General features: G+C 71.1%; 14 protein-coding genes. 7 read left to right on the top strand and 7 right to left on the bottom strand.

All coding sequences use genetic code 11. From position 1 onward, the window contains the following. The first annotated feature begins 139 nt into the window (after positions 1–139). A complete protein-coding gene (locus BST11_RS24910) occupies positions 140–946 on the top strand; it encodes a L,D-transpeptidase (protein WP_083140900.1) in 807 nt (268 codons plus the stop codon). Here the strand turns inward: BST11_RS24910 and BST11_RS24915 are convergent. Beyond that, a complete protein-coding gene (locus BST11_RS24915) occupies positions 912–2,357 on the bottom strand; it encodes a phytoene desaturase family protein (RefSeq protein ID WP_083140901.1) in 1,446 nt (481 codons plus the stop codon). The two genes, BST11_RS24910 and BST11_RS24915, sit on opposite strands and share 35 nt — an antisense overlap. After that, a complete protein-coding gene (locus BST11_RS24920; RefSeq protein ID WP_083140902.1) occupies positions 2,354–4,093 on the bottom strand; it encodes a DUF3556 domain-containing protein in 1,740 nt (579 codons plus the stop codon). The genes BST11_RS24915 and BST11_RS24920 overlap by 4 nt, the downstream gene beginning before the upstream one ends. Before the next feature lie 86 nt (positions 4,094–4,179). Between BST11_RS24920 and BST11_RS24925 the strand changes: the two genes are divergently transcribed. From BST11_RS24925 to BST11_RS24935, 3 genes are read left to right on the top strand one after another with little or no spacing between them, the layout of a single operon-like run. Then, entirely contained in the window at positions 4,180–4,989 is an 810-nt protein-coding gene (locus BST11_RS24925) for a lysophospholipid acyltransferase family protein (protein WP_083140903.1), read from the top strand. 2 nt (positions 4,990–4,991) lie between these two features. Next, positions 4,992–6,620, top strand: coding sequence for an acyl-CoA ligase FadD12 (gene fadD12, locus BST11_RS24930; RefSeq protein ID WP_083140904.1), 1,629 nt, complete (start codon positions 4,992–4,994; stop codon positions 6,618–6,620). Further along, on the top strand, positions 6,620–7,879 hold the full coding sequence (locus tag BST11_RS24935) for an alpha/beta hydrolase (protein WP_083140905.1): 1,260 nt from the start codon (positions 6,620–6,622) through the stop codon (positions 7,877–7,879). Before fadD12 ends, BST11_RS24935 begins: the two co-directional genes overlap by 1 nt. Before the next feature lie 6 nt (positions 7,880–7,885). On the opposite strand, the gene BST11_RS24940 is transcribed toward BST11_RS24935, so the two are convergent. Genes BST11_RS24940 through uvrC form a run of 5 tightly spaced genes read right to left on the bottom strand, consistent with a single transcriptional unit; the run spans position 7,886 to position 14,175 of the window. Further along, entirely contained in the window at positions 7,886–9,277 is a 1,392-nt protein-coding gene (locus tag BST11_RS24940) for a WS/DGAT/MGAT family O-acyltransferase (RefSeq protein WP_083140906.1), read from the bottom strand. A gap of 20 nt (positions 9,278–9,297) precedes the next feature. Beyond that, positions 9,298–10,275, bottom strand: a complete 978-nt coding sequence (gene whiA / locus BST11_RS24945; protein ID WP_120313565.1) for a DNA-binding protein WhiA — start codon at positions 10,273–10,275, stop codon at positions 9,298–9,300. Then, entirely contained in the window at positions 10,272–11,306 is a 1,035-nt protein-coding gene (locus tag BST11_RS24950; RefSeq protein ID WP_067320543.1) for a YvcK family protein, read from the bottom strand. The genes whiA and BST11_RS24950 overlap by 4 nt, the downstream gene beginning before the upstream one ends. Further along, positions 11,303–12,226: an RNase adapter RapZ gene (rapZ, locus tag BST11_RS24955; protein ID WP_083140907.1), complete on the bottom strand. Its 924-nt coding sequence runs from the start codon at positions 12,224–12,226 to the stop codon at positions 11,303–11,305. The genes BST11_RS24950 and rapZ overlap by 4 nt, the downstream gene beginning before the upstream one ends. Further along, on the bottom strand, positions 12,223–14,175 hold the full coding sequence (gene uvrC / locus BST11_RS24960; protein ID WP_083140908.1) for an excinuclease ABC subunit UvrC: 1,953 nt from the start codon (positions 14,173–14,175) through the stop codon (positions 12,223–12,225). The genes rapZ and uvrC overlap by 4 nt, the downstream gene beginning before the upstream one ends. A gap of 70 nt (positions 14,176–14,245) precedes the next feature. On the opposite strand from uvrC, the gene BST11_RS24965 reads away from it, so the two are divergent. The 3 genes from BST11_RS24965 to BST11_RS24975 form a co-directional block, all read left to right on the top strand. After that, entirely contained in the window at positions 14,246–15,421 is a 1,176-nt protein-coding gene (locus BST11_RS24965; RefSeq protein ID WP_083140909.1) for a cupin domain-containing protein, read from the top strand. A gap of 134 nt (positions 15,422–15,555) precedes the next feature. Continuing rightward, positions 15,556–16,965 carry a PPE family protein gene (locus tag BST11_RS24970; RefSeq protein WP_083140910.1) on the top strand — a complete coding sequence of 470 codons (1,410 nt, stop codon included), beginning with the start codon at positions 15,556–15,558 and terminating at the stop codon, positions 16,963–16,965. Positions 16,966–17,033: 68 nt separating this feature from the next. Beyond that, a partial coding sequence (locus BST11_RS24975; RefSeq protein WP_083140911.1) for a PE family protein occupies positions 17,034–17,470 on the top strand: 437 nt, incomplete at its 3' end.

Consider the following 17,470-nt stretch of genomic DNA (forward strand, 5'->3'; position numbering starts at 1 on the left):
CGGCCCCGTACCCGGTCAGCCGATCGCGCCCGGCCCCGCCCACTGAGGCCGAACTGCTCGAACGCCCCGGCACCGCCACCGCCCGGGGCGCCGCCACCGTCCCTGTTTCAGCTAGCTCAGTCAAAAAGGAACTCAAGCCATGCGGGCCGTCGTTCGGGGTGTTCTTGTGGTGATCGGGATCGCCGCGAGTGTGGTCGCGGGACCGGCCGACGTGCGCCTGGCGGCGGGCTACCAGCCGTATGCGTCCGCCATCGCGTCGATCGCGCCGACGCGGGGCGCGGTGGTCGGCGTCGCGCACCCGGTGGTGGTGACGTTCCGTGCGCCGGTCACCGACCGGCGGGCGGCCGAGAGCGCCCTCGCGGTCAAGTCCGCGCCGGCGATGACGGGCAGGTACGAATGGCTTGACGACGACGTCGTGCGCTGGGTGCCCGACCGGTTCTGGCCGGCGCACAGCACCATGGCGCTGTCGGTGGGCGGCCTGGTCACCGAATTCCAGACGGGTCCCGCCGTCGTCGGCGTGGCCAGCATCTCGGATCACACGTTCACCGTGAGCATCGACGGCGTCGGGGCGGGTCCGCCGCCGTCGCTGCCGGCGCCGCACCACCGCCCCCACTTCGGCGAACAGGGTGTGCTCCCGGCGTCGATGGGCAGGCCCGAATACCCGACCCCGGTGGGCACCTACACCGTCCTGTCCAAGGAACGCTCGGTCGTCATGGATTCCAGCAGCGTCGGCATCCCCGTCGACGACCCCGACGGCTACGTGATCCCGGTGGACTACGCCGTGCGCATCTCCGGCCGCGGCCTGTTCGTGCACTCGGCGCCCTGGGCCGTCGACGCCATGGGCCTCGAGAACGTCAGCCACGGCTGCATCAGCCTGAGCCCCGCCGACGCCGAGTGGTACTTCGACAACGTCAACGTCGGCGATCCGGTGATCGTGCAGGAGTGATCCGCAGCCACCGCAGCGCCGAGGCGGCGGCCTGGTAGCCGCACAGCCCGTGGATGCCGGGGCCGGGCGGCGTGGACTGCGAACACAGGTAGACGCCGGGCACGCCGGTCGCGTACGGGTTGACGGCCAGCCGCGGCCGCAGGATCACCTGCAGGCCGTCGTTGGCCCCGCCGAGGATGTCGCCACCGACGTAGTTGGGGTTGTAGGCCGCCAACTCGGCGGTGCCCGTGCTGACGGTCGCGATCACGCGGTCGCGGAAGCCGGGGGCGAACCGCTCGATCTGGCCGACGACGGCGGCGGTGGCGTCGCCGGTGTAGCCGAACGGCACGTGGGCGTAGGCCCAGATCGGGTTGACGTTGCCCGACGACCGCGACGGGTCGGCCAGGTACTGCTGCCCGACGAGCACGAACGGCCGCGGCGCCATCTTGCCTTGTGCGCGTTGGCGTTCGGTGTCGGCGGTCTCGGCAAACGTGCCCCCCAGATGCACGGTGCCGGCGCGCGCGCAGTCGGGGTTGGTCCACGGGATGTGGCCCTCGACGGCGAAGTCGACCTTGAACGCCGACGACCCGTGCCGGAAGCGCCGATAGGACCGCCGCACGCGGGCGGGCATGGCGTCGCCGTAGATCTTCAGCGCGGCGGCCGGGGTCAGGTCGAGCAGCACGACGTCGGCGTCGGGGATGTCGGCGCGGGCGGCGACGCTGACCCCGGTGGTGACGGTGCCGCCGTGCGCCCGCAGCGCGGCGGCCAGGGCGCGGGTGATCGACCCGGTGCCGCCCTCGGCGACGGGCCACCCGTACCGGTGCCCGCCGGCTATGAACATCAGCCCCATGGCCGCGGTGAGCGGCCGGTCCAGCCGGGTGAACATGTGCGCCGACGCGCCTGCGAACAGCGCCCGCGCCCGCTCGGTGCGAAACCAGCGGGCCAGGACGCTGGCCGGCAGCAGCGCCCGCGGCCCGAAGGCGGCGAGCCGGATCGGGTGGCGCGGCACGTGGATGATCGGGCGGAAGAACTCCTCGGCCAGCTGGTCGAAGCCCGCCGCGAGGTCCCCGAAGGCGCGCCGCCACCGGGTCCCGTCGGGGCCCATCCCGGCCGCGGTCGCCTCGATCGAGCGATGCAGCACGCCGGCGGTGCCGTCGTCCAACGGGTGCGCGCAGTCGATCTCGGGCCACTTCCACACCAACCCGTGGCCCGCCAAATCGATCTCCTCCCAGAAGGGCGAGCCGACGCCGAACGGGTGGGTCGCCGAGCAGTGGTCGTGGATGAGGCCGGGCAGCGTCAGCTCGCCCGAGCGCGCTCCCCCGCCGACCGTGTCGCGGGCCTCCAGCACCCGCACCTCGACGCCGTGGCGGGCCAGATGAACCGCCGCCGCCAGCCCGTTGGGTCCGGCGCCGACGACGACCGCCGTCGTCATGGGGAGGTGACGTGCACGGGGACCTCGTCGCCGGGCTCCGGCCACGGCTGGCGGGTGAGCATGTCGGCGACCTCGACGTAGCCCGCCTCGATCTGGCCAGCCTTCGCGTCGAGGATGCGGTACCACTGCTTCTGGATGTGGATCGGTTGGCCCTCGAGCACGATGACACGGACGTCGCCCTCGGCGAACCCGCAGCGCCGCTGCACCGCCTCGAGGAGCTGCTCGTTGTGCAGGTGGCCCTCGCCGAAGTTCCACCCGACGAGCGGGCCGGCGACGATCTCGCCCTCCCGGATCTTGTAGTCGGCCTCGTCGGTGATCGCGCGGGGCAGCAGCGCGTTGAGAGCGCGGCCGTGCAGGTGCATCGCGCGGAACGCCGCGACCTTGTCGATCATGATCTCGGCGGTCTTGGGGTCGTAGAGGCTGGCGAGTTGCCTGGCGACCAGCGGCGAGCTTTTGACGACCGTCGATTCGATCTTCTCCTCGGCGCCCGGCCGGAAGCACCACACGCTGGTGGCCCAGTTGCCCGCGTAGTAGCGCATCGCGGGCAGGAAGGAAATCTGTTGGGGGAACATGTTTCCCGCGATCAACGCCACGGCGATCACGGCGACGAGCCCGAGTGGCAGCAGCGGCGTGTCGAAGTCGTAGACGGTGATGGAGCCATAGTGCCCGAACAGATAGAACAGCGAGAAGATGAAGAACACGTTCCATTCCAACGGGACCCCCATCGGGAGGTTGGAAAGGATGTTGAGGTGGAAGATCACCATGAACGCGATGAGGAGCCACCGCCACGGCTGGCCGCCGGCGACGAGCACCAGGATCCCGGGGACCAGGAATTCCGCGGTGGTCCCGCCCACGTGGGCCATGAACTTGGGCAGCCAGGACGGCCGCAGGTCGTCGACGGGGTCGAGGTAGAGCGCGTGCTTGAGCCGGGTGAACAACCTGCTGCGCAGCAACGCATTGTTGCTCGTCATCACCGAAACGACGTACGGGAAATGGTGGTTGAGCTTGGAAGTCGCTGCGCCCCACCACAACCCGAGCATGATGATCTTGAAGGCCGCGACCTGGTCGACGAACGGGAAGAAGAACACGAGCAGCTTGAGCCAGTAGTGTTCGCCGCGCGCGGCCAGGAAGATGGTTTTGTCGCGCAGGCCCAACAGCGCCAGGGCCACGATCGTCGGCAGCACCGTCACGGGGTCGAGCAGGCCGACGTCGCGGGCGTCGGTCACCGGTCCCCCGCGCCCGGGCGACAGCAACGCCCACACCCCACCGGCCAGCACGACCGCGTACAGGGCGACGTCGACGACGGTGCGGGTGTCGCCGCGGGTGAAGGGAACCTTTCCCGGCCACGGGGGCAGCCGAATCGTGTTCGGGCGCAACCAAAACAGAAACCCGCCGATCGGCGGCATGAACCGCCCGGTCAGCGGGCCGGATCCGCAGCCGAAGCCCAGCACCTCGAACAGCAGCGTGAAGACGATGAACTTCTGGTACACGATCGGCTGTGTCCACCAGTCGCCGATGCGGCCCAGCCCGCCGAGCCCGGGGGTCAGCGAGATGATCGCGGCGGGGGCCGCGACGTAGACGCCGATCTTGAGGGCGTACAGCAGGTAGACCGCGTAGGGGGTGCCGAAGCCGTGTTCGGCCCAGTGGCGGGTCACGATCCGCAGCCGTGCCGCCCGCGACTGGGCCTGCCAGGTGTCGGGGTCGGCGTCGGGCAGCTCCGGTGACATGAATCCCATGGGTGGCCTCATTCCCGTCGGAGGTGAAACCGGCTGGCGAATACAATCTATCCGCAGCGGCCCGCCGGGGGCCCCGAGGGAGAAACGTGACCGATAGCGACAGGCCCGAGATCGAGGACATCGACAAGTTCGACCCCGGTCTGACCCAGCGCCTGATGGGCGTGCTGCGCCCGTTCCTGAAGACCTACTTCCGCTCCGAGGTCCGCGGCCTGGACGCCTTCCCGCACGGCGGGGCGCTGGTGGTCGGCAACCACTCCGGCGGCATGTTCCCGATGGACGTCCCGATCTTCACCGCCCACTTCTACGAGAGGTTCGGCTACGACCGGCCGGTCTACACGCTGAGCCATGACATCCTCTTCACGGGCCCGACGGCACAGTTCTTCCGGCGCACCGGCTACATTCGGGCCCACCGGGAGAACGCGGCCAAGGCCCTGCGCTCGGGCGGTGTGGTCATCGTCTTTCCCGGCGGCGACTACGACGCGTACCGGCCGACGTTGTCGGAGAACGTCATCGACTTCAACGGCCGCAAGGGATACGTCAGCACGGCGATCGAGGCCGGCGTGCCCATCGTGCCCGCGGTGTCCATCGGCGGGCAGGAGACCCAGCTCTACCTGACCCGCGGCACGTTTCTGGCCCGGCGGCTGGGGCTGAAACGGTTTCTGCGCAGCGACATTCTGCCGCTGTCGTTCGGCTTTCCGTTCGGCTTTTCCGCCGCGGTCCCGCCGAATCTGCCGCTGCCCACCAAGATCGTCACGCAGGTGCTCGAACCGATCGACATCACCGCGCAGTTCGGCGACGACCCGGACGTCGACGAGGTCGACGCGCACGTGCGCTCGGTGATGCAGCAGGCCCTCAGCGACCTGGCCGCCCAGCGCCGATTCCCGATCCTGGGCTGAGCATGGCGACCCGGATCAGCGAGGCCCTCGGCGTCATCGCCACGCTGCGGCGTGCCGGCATGATCGCGCCGATGCGACCGGACCGCTACCTGAAGATGGCCGCCGCCATGCGCCGCGAGGGGATGGGCATCACGGTGGGCTTCGCCAGCGCGGCGCAGCGCTGTCCCGACCGCCCCGGCCTGGTCGACGAGCTCGGCACGCTGACCTGGCGCCAGCTCGACGAGCGGATCAACGCGCTGGCCGCGGCGCTGCAGTCGTTGCCGGGCGGGCAGGCTGGGACTCCCGGGGTTATCGGGATCATGTGCCGCAACCACCGTGGCTTCGTCGAATCGCTGGTGGGCGCCAGCCGGATCGGCGCCGACGTGGTGCTGCTCAACACGTCGTTCGCCGGCCCGGCGCTGGCCGACGTCGTCAACCGCGAGTGCGTCGACGCCGTCATCTACGACGAGGAGTTCAGCGCGACGGTGGACCGCGCGTTCGCCGACAAGCCCGACGCCACCCGCATCGTGGCGTGGACGGACGGCCGGCACCCGCTCACCGTGGAGAAGCTCATCGCCGACCACGCCGGGGAACAGCCGCGGCGCACCGGCCGCAAGAGCAGGATGATCCTGTTGACCTCCGGCACCACCGGAACACCCAAGGGCGCCAACCAAACCGGCGGCAACGCCGGGGTCGGCACGCTCAAGGCGATTTTGGACCGCACGCCGTGGCGGGCCGAGGAGACGATCGTGATCGTCGCGCCGATGTTCCACGCCTGGGGCTTTTCGCAGCTGGTGTTCGCCGCGTCGATGGCCTGCACCGTGGTCACCCGCCGCAAGTTCGACCCCGAGGCCACCCTGGACCTCATCGACCGCCACCGCGCGACTGGCCTGGCGGTGGTGCCGGTGATGTTCGACCGCATCATGGAGCTGCCCGAAGAGGTGCGAAACCGCTACAGCTGCAAGACGTTGCGATTCGCCGCGGCGTCGGGGTCGCGGATGCGCCCCGACGTCGTGACCGCGTTCATGGACCAGTTCGGCGACGTGATCTACAACAACTACAACGCCACCGAGGCCGGCATGATCGCCACCGCCACCCCCGAGGACCTGCGGGCGGCCCCCGACACCGCGGGCCGGCCGGCCGGCGGAACCGAAATCCGGATCCTGGACCCGGAATTCAACGAGCTGCCCACCGGCGAGGTAGGCAGCATCTACGTCCGCAACGACACCCAGTTCGAGGGATACACCTCGGGGAGCACGAAGGACTTTCACGCCGGGTTCATGTCGTCGGGCGACGTCGGCTACCTCGACGGGGCCGGGCGCCTGTTCGTCGTCGGCCGCGACGACGAGATGATCGTCTCCGGCGGCGAGAACGTCTACCCCATCGAGGTGGAGAAGACGCTCGCGGCGCACCCCGACGTGGCCGAGGCCGCGGTCATCGGCGTGGACGACCAGCAGTACGGGCAGCGGCTGGCGGCGTTCGTGGTGCTCGAGCCGGGCGGGTCGGCCAGCGTCGACGACCTCAAGCAGCACGTGCGCGACAACCTGGCCAACTACAAGGTGCCCCGCGAGATCGCGGTGCTCGATGAACTGCCGCGCGGCTCCACCGGCAAGATCCTGCGCAACGAGCTCCAGGCCCGGGTGAGCGGCTGATGCGGCGGCCCAAACCCCGGCCGCTGGCACGCGCGGCGCTGGAATTGGCCAACGCCGCCAACGGATTACGGCCGCTGGCGCGCAAGGGTTACAGCACCGTGCTGGTCTTCTGGTTCGGCTGGCCGACCTCGGAGGTGCCGGGGATCTACTTCTCCGTCTCGGCACTGGACGCGCTGCGCCGCGCGCGGCGCGGCGACTTCGCCGGACGGCGCGGCAGGGCGGCGCTGGCGCTGACCGCCGCGTCGTGGGCCATCCTGGCGGCGATCAAGTACCGGGGCGTCACCACGCCCGGCCCGGTGCTGGAGGCCGGCCTGCGCGAGCAGCTGGGGGACGACTACCACGAGGCGCTGAGCAAGCTGCCGCGCGGCACGCCGACCCGGCGGGGGCGGCGCAACCTGCCACTGGGCAACACCGTGGCGCGGCGGCGCTACGTGGAGAAGACCAACGTCGTCTCCTACGGCCCGCACGGCCGGGCCAACCTGGCCGACATCTGGCGCCGCCGCGACCTCCCCCGCGACGGCAAGGCCCCGGTGCTGCTGCAGGTGCCCGGCGGCGCCTGGGTGATCGGCATGCGCCGGCCCCAGGCCTACCCGCTGATGAGCCACCTGGCCGCCCGCGGCTGGGTGTGCGTGTCGATCAGCTACCGGGTTTCCCCGGTGCACACGTGGCCCGACCACATCGTCGACGTCAAGCGGGCGCTGGCGTGGGTCAAGGAGAACATCGCCCGCTACGGCGGCGACCCGGACTTCGTGGCGATCACGGGCGGCTCGGCCGGCGGGCACCTGTCGACGCTGGCGGCGCTGACCGCGGGCGACCCGACCTTCCAGCCGGGCTTCGAGGAGGCGGACACCTCGGTCGTCGCGGCGGTCCCGGTGTACGGACGCTACGACTGGTTCTCCACGAGGGGCGAGGGCCGCCCCGAGTTCGTCGGGCTGCTCGAAAAGTTCGTGGTGAAGCGGAAATACGCCATCCATCGCGACGTCTACGTCGACGCCTCCCCGATCCGGCGGCTACGCGCCGACGCGCCACCGTTTTTCGTCCTGCACGGCACCGACGACTCGCTCATCCCGGTCGGCGAGGCGCGGGAGTTCGTCGAGGAGCTGCGCGCGGTGTCCAAGTCCCCGGTCGCCTACGCCGAATTGCCGCACGCCCAACACGCTTTCGACATCTTCAGTTCCCCGCGGGCGCACCGGTCGGCCGAGGCCGTGGCGCGGTTCCTGTCGTGGGTGTACGCCACGCGCCCGCCGGACACCGAGTAGAGCCCGTCACTCCCGAGTTGCGGCGGCCGCCTCGAGCTCGCTCAGCGCCGGCTCGATGCGGTCGGCCATGTCGTCGATGTCGTTGGCCACCTCGGGCGTCGTGACGAAGCCGAAGTCCAGGTAGTCCTGGTAGGAGAAGCAGGTGATGTTCAGCGCGACGTCCATGACCGGCGGCCCCAGCGGCACCAGCGAATCCAGTTTGGCGCCGGCCATATACAGCGGGAACGGCGGGCCCGGGACGTTGGACACGACGAGGTTGATGGGGGCCAGGTTGCGCGACAACCCGCTGGCCGTGTACGCCCGCGCGGCCAGCTGCAGCAGGCCCGGCGGCGTGGTCTCGGTCAGCCCCATGATCTGATGCGCCGACAGCGCCTTGGCCATCAGCTTGGCGCTCTGGGTGCTTTCGTGGATGGCCCTGAGCCGCTCGGCGGGGTCGTCGACGTCGGTGGCCAGCGAGGCGGTCATCGAGCTCACCCTGTTGCCCACGTGGCTTTTGTCTTCGTCGGTCCGCGTCGAGACGGGGATCTGCGCGATGAGGGGTTTGACCGGCAGCTCGCCGCGCTTTTCCAGGTAGCCGCGGGCGGCGCCCGCCACCAGGGCGAGGACGACGTCGTTCAGCTTGACGCCGAACGCGTCCTTGACGGCCTTGGCGCGGGCCAACTCGACGCGACACCCGGTGATCCGCCGGTGCGGCGACACGGACGCGTTGAACCGGGTCTTGGGCGCCTCGAAGTAGCGCGGCGGCCTGCTGCTGACGTTCAGCGCGGCGACCTGCTGGCGCAGCGTCTGTTCCACCAGCCGGGCGATGCGGAACGGCGTCTTGATGCCGACGTTGATCAGCGCGCCCACCGCGCGCCGCTCCAGGCCGGGAAGCTGGAACCCGACCAGCGATCCGACCGTTTCCTGTTGCGGCGGACGGGGTTCGGGCGTGACGTCCAGAAGGATTTCGCCGAGCCCCGCACCCGAAACCCCGTCGACGATGGCGTGGTGCATCTTGGTCAGCGTCGCGATCCGGCCACCCTCGACGCCCTCGATGACCCACATCTCCCACAGCGGCCGCGAGCGGTCCAGCTTGTAGGACATCAGCCGGCCCACCAGCTCCTCGAGCTCGCGGCGACCGCCCGGCGCGGGCACGCCGATGCGGCGGATGTGGAAGTCGACGTCGAGTTCCTCGTCCTCGACGAACCACGGGCGGTCCAGCCCGAGCGGAGCGCCGGTGACCCGCCACCGCAGCTGCGGCAGTTCCGGCAGCCGCTCGATGAGCAGTTCGCGCAGTCGGGCAAAGCTGTACTCCGGCGCGTCCGTCGGATCGCAGATCGCCAGGGCACCCACGTGCATGTGCCAGCCCGCGGTTTCCGCAGACCAAAACGCCGCATCGACACTCGAAAGCCGTTTCATGACATGACGGTAGCCCGCGGCTAGGCATCCTCCAAGAGGTCGGGCGTCACCGCCGACTCCGTGTCGGGGATGCCGTCGATCTTGGCCTTGCGGTCGGCCATGGACAACAGGCGCCGAATGCGCCCCGCGACAGCGTCTTTCGTCATCGGCGGGTCGGCCAGGCGGCCGAGCTCCTCCAGCGAGGCCTGCCGGTGCTCCACGCGCAGCCGGCCCGCCGAGGCCAGGTGGTCGGGGACCGTGTCGCCCAGGATCTCCAGCGCGCGCTCCACGCGTGCGGCCGCGGCGACCGCCGCGCGCGCCGAGCGGCGCAGGTTGGCGTCGTCGAAATTGGCCAGCCGGTTGGCCGTCGCGCGGACCTCGCGGCGCATCCGGCGCTCCTCCCAGACCAGCCGGGTGTCCTGGGCGCCCATCCGGGTCAGCAGGGCGCCGATCGCCTCACCGTCGCGCACCACCACCCGGTCGGCGCCGCGCACCTCGCGCGCCTTAGCGCTGACGCCCAGCCGGCGCGCCGCGCCCACCAGCGCCAGCGCGGCCTCCGGGCCGGGGCAGCTGACCTCCAGCGCCGACGAACGCCCCGGCTCGGTCAGCGACCCGTGCGCCAAAAACGCCCCCCGCCACGCCGCCTCTGCGTCGGCGACGCTGCCGCCGACCACCTGGGCGGGCAGCCCGCGCACCGGGCGGCCCCGCATGTCGAGCAGCCCCGTCTGCCGGGCCAGCGCCTCGCCGTCGTTGGCCACCCGCAGCACGTACCGGGTGCTCTTGCGAATCCCGCTGGCCGACAACACATGCACGACGGCGTTGTACCCGTAAAGCTCGAAGATGTCCTTGCGCAGCCGACGCGCGACGTTGCCCAGGTCCACCTCGGCCTCGACGACCACCCGCCCACCCACGATGTGCAAACCGCCGGCGAACCTCAGCAGGGACGTGACCTCCGCGCGCCGCGCGCTCACCGACTTCACGATCAGGCGGCTCAGCTCGTCCTTGACCTCGGTCGTCATCGCCACGCGTCGTCACCCCTTTCACCGTCCACCCGAAGCTCTTTCGTGGTCGTCGCCGAAGGGGCTCCCGAGCCTTTTGGACCACCACCGTGGCCCGCCCGGACCCCGTCCAGCGCAGCCGCGAGCTTGCCCGGGTCATGTAAAGGTGTACCAGGTCGGGAGACGTCGACGAAGTGGACCTCCGCTTGCAGCAGCGTCGCGGTGCGGCGAAGTTGCTCGCGCTCGCGCTCGCTCGGCACCCGGTCGGCGTCGATGACGATGTCGTGCACGGTGAACCCGGGCGCGTGCTGGGCCAGCACGTGCAGATGGCGTTCCACCGAGAAGCCGGCCGTCTCCCCCGGTTCGGCGACCAGGTTGAGCACCAGCGCCCGGCGGGCGGTGGTGGCCTGCAGCGCCTTGAACAGCCCCGGCACCAGCATGTGCGGGATCACGCTGGTGAACCACGAGCCCGGCCCCAGCACCACCAGGTCGGCGGCCATGATCGCGTCGACGGCCTGCCGCGTGGCCGGCGGATCCGGCGGCAGCAGCCGCACCCGCCGCACCTTGCCCGGCGTCGTCGCGATCGCCACCTGGCCGCGGATCAGCCGGAAGATCCGCGGGTCGGCCTCCAGTCCGGACACGTCGGCCTCGATCTGCAGCGCGATCGGGCACATCGGCAGGACCCGGCCCTTGACACCCAGGATCCGGCCGAGCTCGTCGAGGGCGGCGACCGGATCGGCCAGCACCTCGTTGAGGCCGGCCAGCATCAGGTTCCCGATCGGGTGCCCGGCCAGCGCGCCGCTGCCGCCGAACCGGTGCTGCAGGATGGTCGCCCACAGCCGACCGTACGGGCTGTCGGATGCCAACGCCGCCAACGCCATTCGCAGATCGCCGGGCGGGATCACGTCCAGTTCGTTGCGCAGCCGGCCCGACGAGCCGCCGTCGTCGGCGACCGTGACGACGGCGGTGACGTGGGGCGTCAGCCGGCGCGCCGCCGACAGCGTCGCGTACAACCCGTGGCCGCCCCCCAACGCGACGATGTTGCCGGTCATTCGCGGCCCAGATCCCGGTGCAGCACCCGCACCGCCAGCCGCGCGTCAGCCTTTTCGCCCCCCAGCAGCCGCATCAGCGCCTCGGCGATGGCGACGCTGCGATGCTTGCCGCCGGTGCAGCCGATGGCGACCGTCATGTAACGCTTGCCCTCCCGGCGGTAGCCGTCGACGACCAGGTTCAGCAGTCGATGGTAGGCGTCGAGGAACTCGGCCGCGCCCGGCTGGCCCAACACGTAGTCGCGCACCGCCGGATGCTGGCCGGTGAGCGGGCGCAGGTCGTCGACCCAGTGCGGGTTCGGCAGGAACCGCACGTCCATCACCATGTCCGCGTCCATCGGCAGGCCGTATTTGAAGCCGAACGATTCGAGCGTGACGCTGGTCGACGCGCCCGTGTCGCCGCCGAAGGCGCGCTCGATGCTCTCCCGCAGGCCCCGCACCGACAGCGTCGAGGTGTCGATGATGAGGTCGGCGGTGGCGCGGACCGGGGCCAGCATCCTGCGCTCGGCCGCGATGCCCTCGGCCAGCGTCTGCTCCCCCTGCAGGGGGTGGCTGCGGCGGTTCTGCTCGTAGCGGCGCACCAACATGTCGTCGGACGCCTCCATGAACACCACCCGCGGGGTGATGTTGCGGGTGGCCAGCTCGGTGCGCACCGAGTCCAGATCCCCCGTGAATCCCCGTGAGCGCACGTCCATCACGACCGCCAGCTGGGTGATGCGCGACCCGGCGGCGAGCCCGAAATCGACCATCCGGGTGATCAGCTGGGGCGGCAGGTTGTCGGCCACGTACCAGCCGAGGTCCTCGAGCACCTTGGCCGCGGTCCCCCGTCCGGCGCCGGATAGTCCCGTCACCAGGACGACGTCGATGCCGTCCCCGCCGTCCGGGCGGGCGTCGTTGTTGGTGAACTCGTCCTGGCTCGTCATTGCGGGGCTTCCGGCTGCTCGGGCCGCTCGGGCCGCAGTGCCTCGAGGACGGCGGTGGCGGTGGCCACGCCGATGCCGGGGACGGCGGTGATCTGGTCGACGGTGGCCTCCTTGAGGCGGGCTATCGATCCGAAGTGGGTTACCAGCGCCTTGCGGCGATGTTCTCCCAATCCTGGCACCGAATCCAGCGCCGAGGCGGTCATTCGCTTGGATCGCTTGCTGCGATGGTAGGCGATGGCGAACCGGTGCGCCTCGTCGCGCACGCGCTGCAGCAGGTAGAGGCCCTCGCTGTTGCGGGGCATGATGATCGGGTCCGGCTCCGAGGGCACCCAGATCTCTTCCAGCCGCTTGGCCAGGCCGATCACCGCGACGTCGGTGATGCCGAGTTCGTCGAGCACGCCGGATGCCGCGTTGACTTGCGGCGCGCCGCCGTCGACGACGAACAGGTTCGGCGGGTAGGCGAAGCGGCGCGACTTGCCTTCGGGCGAAAGCATATTGGGGTCGTTCTGCTCGCTCAGGTGGCGCGCGAAGCGGCGGCGGGTCACCTCGGCGATGGAGGCGACGTCGTCGGATCGGCCCTGCCCGGCCGCCTCCCGGATGCCGAAGTGGCGGTAGTCCGACTTGCGCGGCAGGCCGTCCTCGAACACCACCAGCGAGCCCACCACGTCGGTGCCCTGCACGTGGCTGATGTCGATGCATTCGATGCGCAGGGGGGCGTCGGCCAGGCCGAGGGCGTCCTGAATGTTCTGCAGCGCCGCGGATCTGGCGTTGAAGTCGCCGGCCCGCTTCAGCTTGTGTTGCTGCAGCGCCTCTTTCGCGTTGCGTTGCACGGTTTCGGCGAGCGCGCGCTTGTCGCCGCGGCGCGGGACCCGCAGGGTCACCCGGGATCCGCGCAGGCGCGACAACCAACTCGCCAGCTCGTCGGAGTTGGACGGCAGGCACGGCACCAGCACCTCGCGGGGAACCGGGTTCGCGGCCTCGTCGGCGGCGCCACCCAGTTCGGCCTGCTCGCCGTAGAACTGGGTGAGGAACTGCTCGACCAACCGCTCCTGGTCGGAATCTCCTGGCTCGCCTGACTTTTCGACGATCCACCCCCGCTGGCCGCGGACCCGGCCGCCGCGCACGTGGAACACCTGGACCGCGGCCTCCAGCTCGTCGTCGGCGAAGGCGACCACGTCGGCGTCGGTGCCGTCACCGAGCACCACGGCCTGCTTTTCGAGGGCCCGCTTCAGCGCCGACAGGTCGTCGCGAAGGCGCGCGGCCCGCTCGAAATCGAGCCGCTCGGCCGCGGCGTTCATCTGCTGCTCCAACTCGCGCGCGAACCGGTCGGTCTTGCCGGACAGGAAGTCGCAGAAGTCGTCGACGATCTGGCGGTGCTGCTCGGCGCTGACCCTGCCGATGCAGGGCGCGGAACATTTGTCGATGTAGCCGAGCAGGCAGGGGCGGTCGATCTGTTTGTGCCGCTTGAAAACTCCCGCCGAGCAGGTGCGCGCGGGAAACACCCGGGTCAGCAGGTCCAGCGTCTCGCGGATCGCCCAGGCGTGCGAGTACGGCCCGAAATAGCGCACCCCCTTGCGGCGCGGGCCGCGGTAGACCATGAGCCGGGGGAACTCCTCGTTGAGGGTGACCGCGAGCACCGGGTAGGACTTGTCGTCGCGGTAGCGGACATTGAAGCGGGGATCGAATTCCTTGATCCAGTTGTATTCCAGCTGCAGCGCCTCGACTTCGGTGTTGACCACCGTCCACTCGACCTTGGCGGCGGTGGTCACCATCTGCCGGGTCCGGGGATGCAGGCCGGCGACGTCGGCGAAGTAGGACGTCAGCCGGCTGCGCAGGCTCTTGGCCTTGCCGACGTAGATGACGCGCCCGTGTGCGTCCCGGAATCGGTAGACGCCCGGCTCGACCGGGATGGACCCGGGCGCGGGACGATACGTTGCGGGATCTGGCACGCATCCAGGCTAGTAGCCGCCCCCGACCCCTTCGACAAGCCGTTTGGTCGGCTGCGATGCTGACAACGCCATGGTTACCGTCGAGCCCTCGCTGGCCTGGTTGCTCCAACCGCTCTCCGTGCAGACCTTCCTCGACGAGGTGTGGGGGGTCAAGCACTGCCACGTCGGGCGAAGCCACGTCGGGTATTTCGACTGCCTGCTGCCCGGCCCGTCGGCCGCTGACGAGCTCCTGGAGCGCGTCCGGCCGCAGCCGTCGGCGGTGCGCATCGTCCGGGGCGGCGAAACCGAGGCGGCCGACGCCTACCGCCGCCCCGGCGGCGGACTCGACCTGGCCCGCGTCCGCGGCGCCTTCGCCGACGGCCACACGATCGTCCTCAACGGCGTGGAGCAATACGTGCGTGCGATCGCGTCGTTGTCCCACTCCGTCGAGGTCGAGCTGAACTTCCCGACGCGGGTCAACGCCTACCTGACGCCGCCCGAATCGATCGGCTTCGAGCCCCATTACGACCCGCACGACGTGTTGGTCCTGCAGGTCCAGGGATCCAAGGTGTGGCGATTGTCCGACGCCGCCGCCGTCCCCCCGCACGAGATGCAGCGCCGGGAGGGGGTCGGGGCCGGAACCCCGCTGCCCATCGAGTTGCGCCTGGAAACCGGTGACGTGCTGTACCTGCCGCGCGGGCGGATTCATGCGGCCGAAACCGCCTCGGAGCCATCCGTCCACCTGACCGTGGGGATCCACGCGCCGACCGTCCTCACGCTCATCTCCCACGCGTTGCACGCGCTCAGCCTGCGCGACGACCGCGTGCACGACCGGCTGCCGGCGCGGCACCTCGACGACGACGCCGTGCGCGCGGGCCTCGGCGACCTCCTGCGCGCCATCGTCGAGGACCCCGGCGTCGTCGCCGGAGGCCTGGACGCGATGGCGGAGGTCCTCGTGCGGCGTGGCCGGTGCCCGCCCGTCGGGCGGATCGCCGACTCCGTCGGGATCGACGGGCAAACGCTGGTGGCCAAGTACGAACCGCTCTATTCGCGGGTGGTGGCCTACGGTGACGGCGTGGCCCTGCAGTTTGCTCAACTGTCGATCGGCTTCGGCGCCGACCACGGCGCCGCCCTACGGTTCGTCGCGAAATGCACCGCCCCGTTTCGTGTTTGCGAGCTGCCGGGGCTGACCGCGCCGCAGCAGATGGAGCTCGCACGCACGCTGATCGCGTCCGGCTTCCTGGTTCGGCCGCCGTTGCCGGACTGACGGCAGGACGGCCCCGACCAACCGCTGGAACGGAACCGACCCCCACATAGTTCCGCAAATTCGGAGCAGCATGCTGCATAAAGACGATCTTGCGGAATCAATGGTTCCGGGAGAAGAATCGCTTCGTGAGCTGGATGGCGTCGCCGCCGGAGGTGCATTCGGCGCTGCTGAGCAGCGGTCCGGGCGTCGCATCGATGATCGCCGCCGCGGGCGTGCTGGACTCGTTGAGCGCCGAATACGCCTCCGCCGCCGAGGAACTCGACGCGCTGCTGGCGGCGGTGCAGGCGGGGGCGTGGCAGGGCCCCAGCGCGGAGTCGTACGTCGCCGCCCACGTGCCGTACCTGGCGTGGCTGATGCAGGCCAGCACCGCCAGCGCGGGGGCGGCCGCGCAGCACCAGGCCGCGGCCGCGGCCTACACCGCCGCCCTGGCGGGCATGCCGACCCTCGCGGAGCTGGCCGCCAACCACGCCACCCACGCGGCGTTGGTGGCGACGAATTTCTTTGGGATCAATACGATCTCGATCGCACTGAACGAGGCCGACTATGTGCGGATGTGGGTCCAGGCGGCCACCACGATGGCGACCTACCAGGGCGTCTCCGGCGCGGCGGTCGCCGCGACGCCGCGGACGACCCCCGCGCCGCGAGTCCAGAAGGACACGGCCGCCAGCAGCGGCAACCAGGACGAGGGCGGCGGTCCCACCAACCTGGGTTGGTGGCAGACGCGACTGGGCAAAGTCTTCGGCGCCATCGAGACGGACCTCGCGGCGTTCCCGTCCAATCCTTCGGGGGCGGTGGCGCAGCTGCTGAGCGATCCGGTGCTCGTCACCGAATTGCCGCACTGGGCCGGCGAAGTCGCGATCACGTTCGCCCCGCAACTGACGCAGCTGACACAACTCTCGGCCGGCCTGATCGCCCCCTACCTGCCGATCGGATCGGCGGGAGGCTTCGCGGGGCTTTCCGGGCTGGCCGGCCTCCCCCAGCCGGCGGCCGCGGCGCCGCCGGCCGCCCCGGTGCCGGGCGCCGCGCCCGCCGCCGCGCCGGTCACCACGACGACCCCGGGCCTCGGCGCCCCGGCCGCAGCGCCGGCACCGGCTCCCGTGTCCGCGCCCGCATCCGCCGCCGCCCCCGCGACCGGCGGCGCACCGCCCGCGACGCCCCCCGCCGTCGGCGCCGCGACGGTCGGTTACCCCTACCTGGTGGGCCCACCCGGCGTCGGGTCGGGCTCCCCGATGAGCGCGGGCGCCGGCGTGATGCGGGGTACGCCGGCACCCGACGACGTCCCGGCGGCCGCGGGCGCGGCGGTGGGAGAACCCGCGCGAGGACGGCGCCGCCGCGCGGGACTGGTCGATCGCGGACACCGCCACGAATACCTCGACCCGGAACGCGTGGCGGCTTCCGATCGGGGCGCGGGCGCGTTGGGATTCGCCGGAACCGCGCATCGGGCCGGCGCCGACCCGGCGGCCGGGCTGACCACGCTGGACGCCCCGGCCGCGCCGATGACGCCTAACACCTGGAGCCACGACGCCGACGGGCCCGACGCCTGAGGCACGGTGCCGGCGAACGCGGCGCGCGAAACCGCGAATGCGCTGCGCGCGAGGACTACGATTCGCAGATGTCGTTTGTGATCGCGGCACCCGGGTTCGTCACGGAAGCGGCCGCCAGTATCGCGGGTATCGGTTCGTCGATGGTGGCGGCCAACAGAGCGGCGGCGGCCTCGACCACCGGGGTGATGGCCGCCGCCGGCGACGAGGTGTCGGCGGCGGTCGCGGCGGTCTTTTCCGGCCAGGCCCGGGAATACCAGGCGCTCGTCGCGCAGGCCGAGGCGTTTCACGCCCAGCTCGTCCAGGCGCTGAACGGCACCGCCGGCGCGTACGCGGCGACCGAGGCCGCCAGCACGTCCCCGTTGGTGACCCTCCTGGATGACGCCCTCGGCGTGATCAACCTGCCCACCGAGGTGTTGGTGGGGCGCCCGCTGATCGGCAACGGCGCCAACGGGGCGCCGGGCACGGGCCAGGCCGGCGCCCCGTTGGCGCCGTTGCCGATCAGCGG

It is taken from the genome of Mycobacterium alsense, assembly GCF_002086635.1.
Taxonomy (GTDB): domain Bacteria; phylum Actinomycetota; class Actinomycetes; order Mycobacteriales; family Mycobacteriaceae; genus Mycobacterium; species Mycobacterium alsense.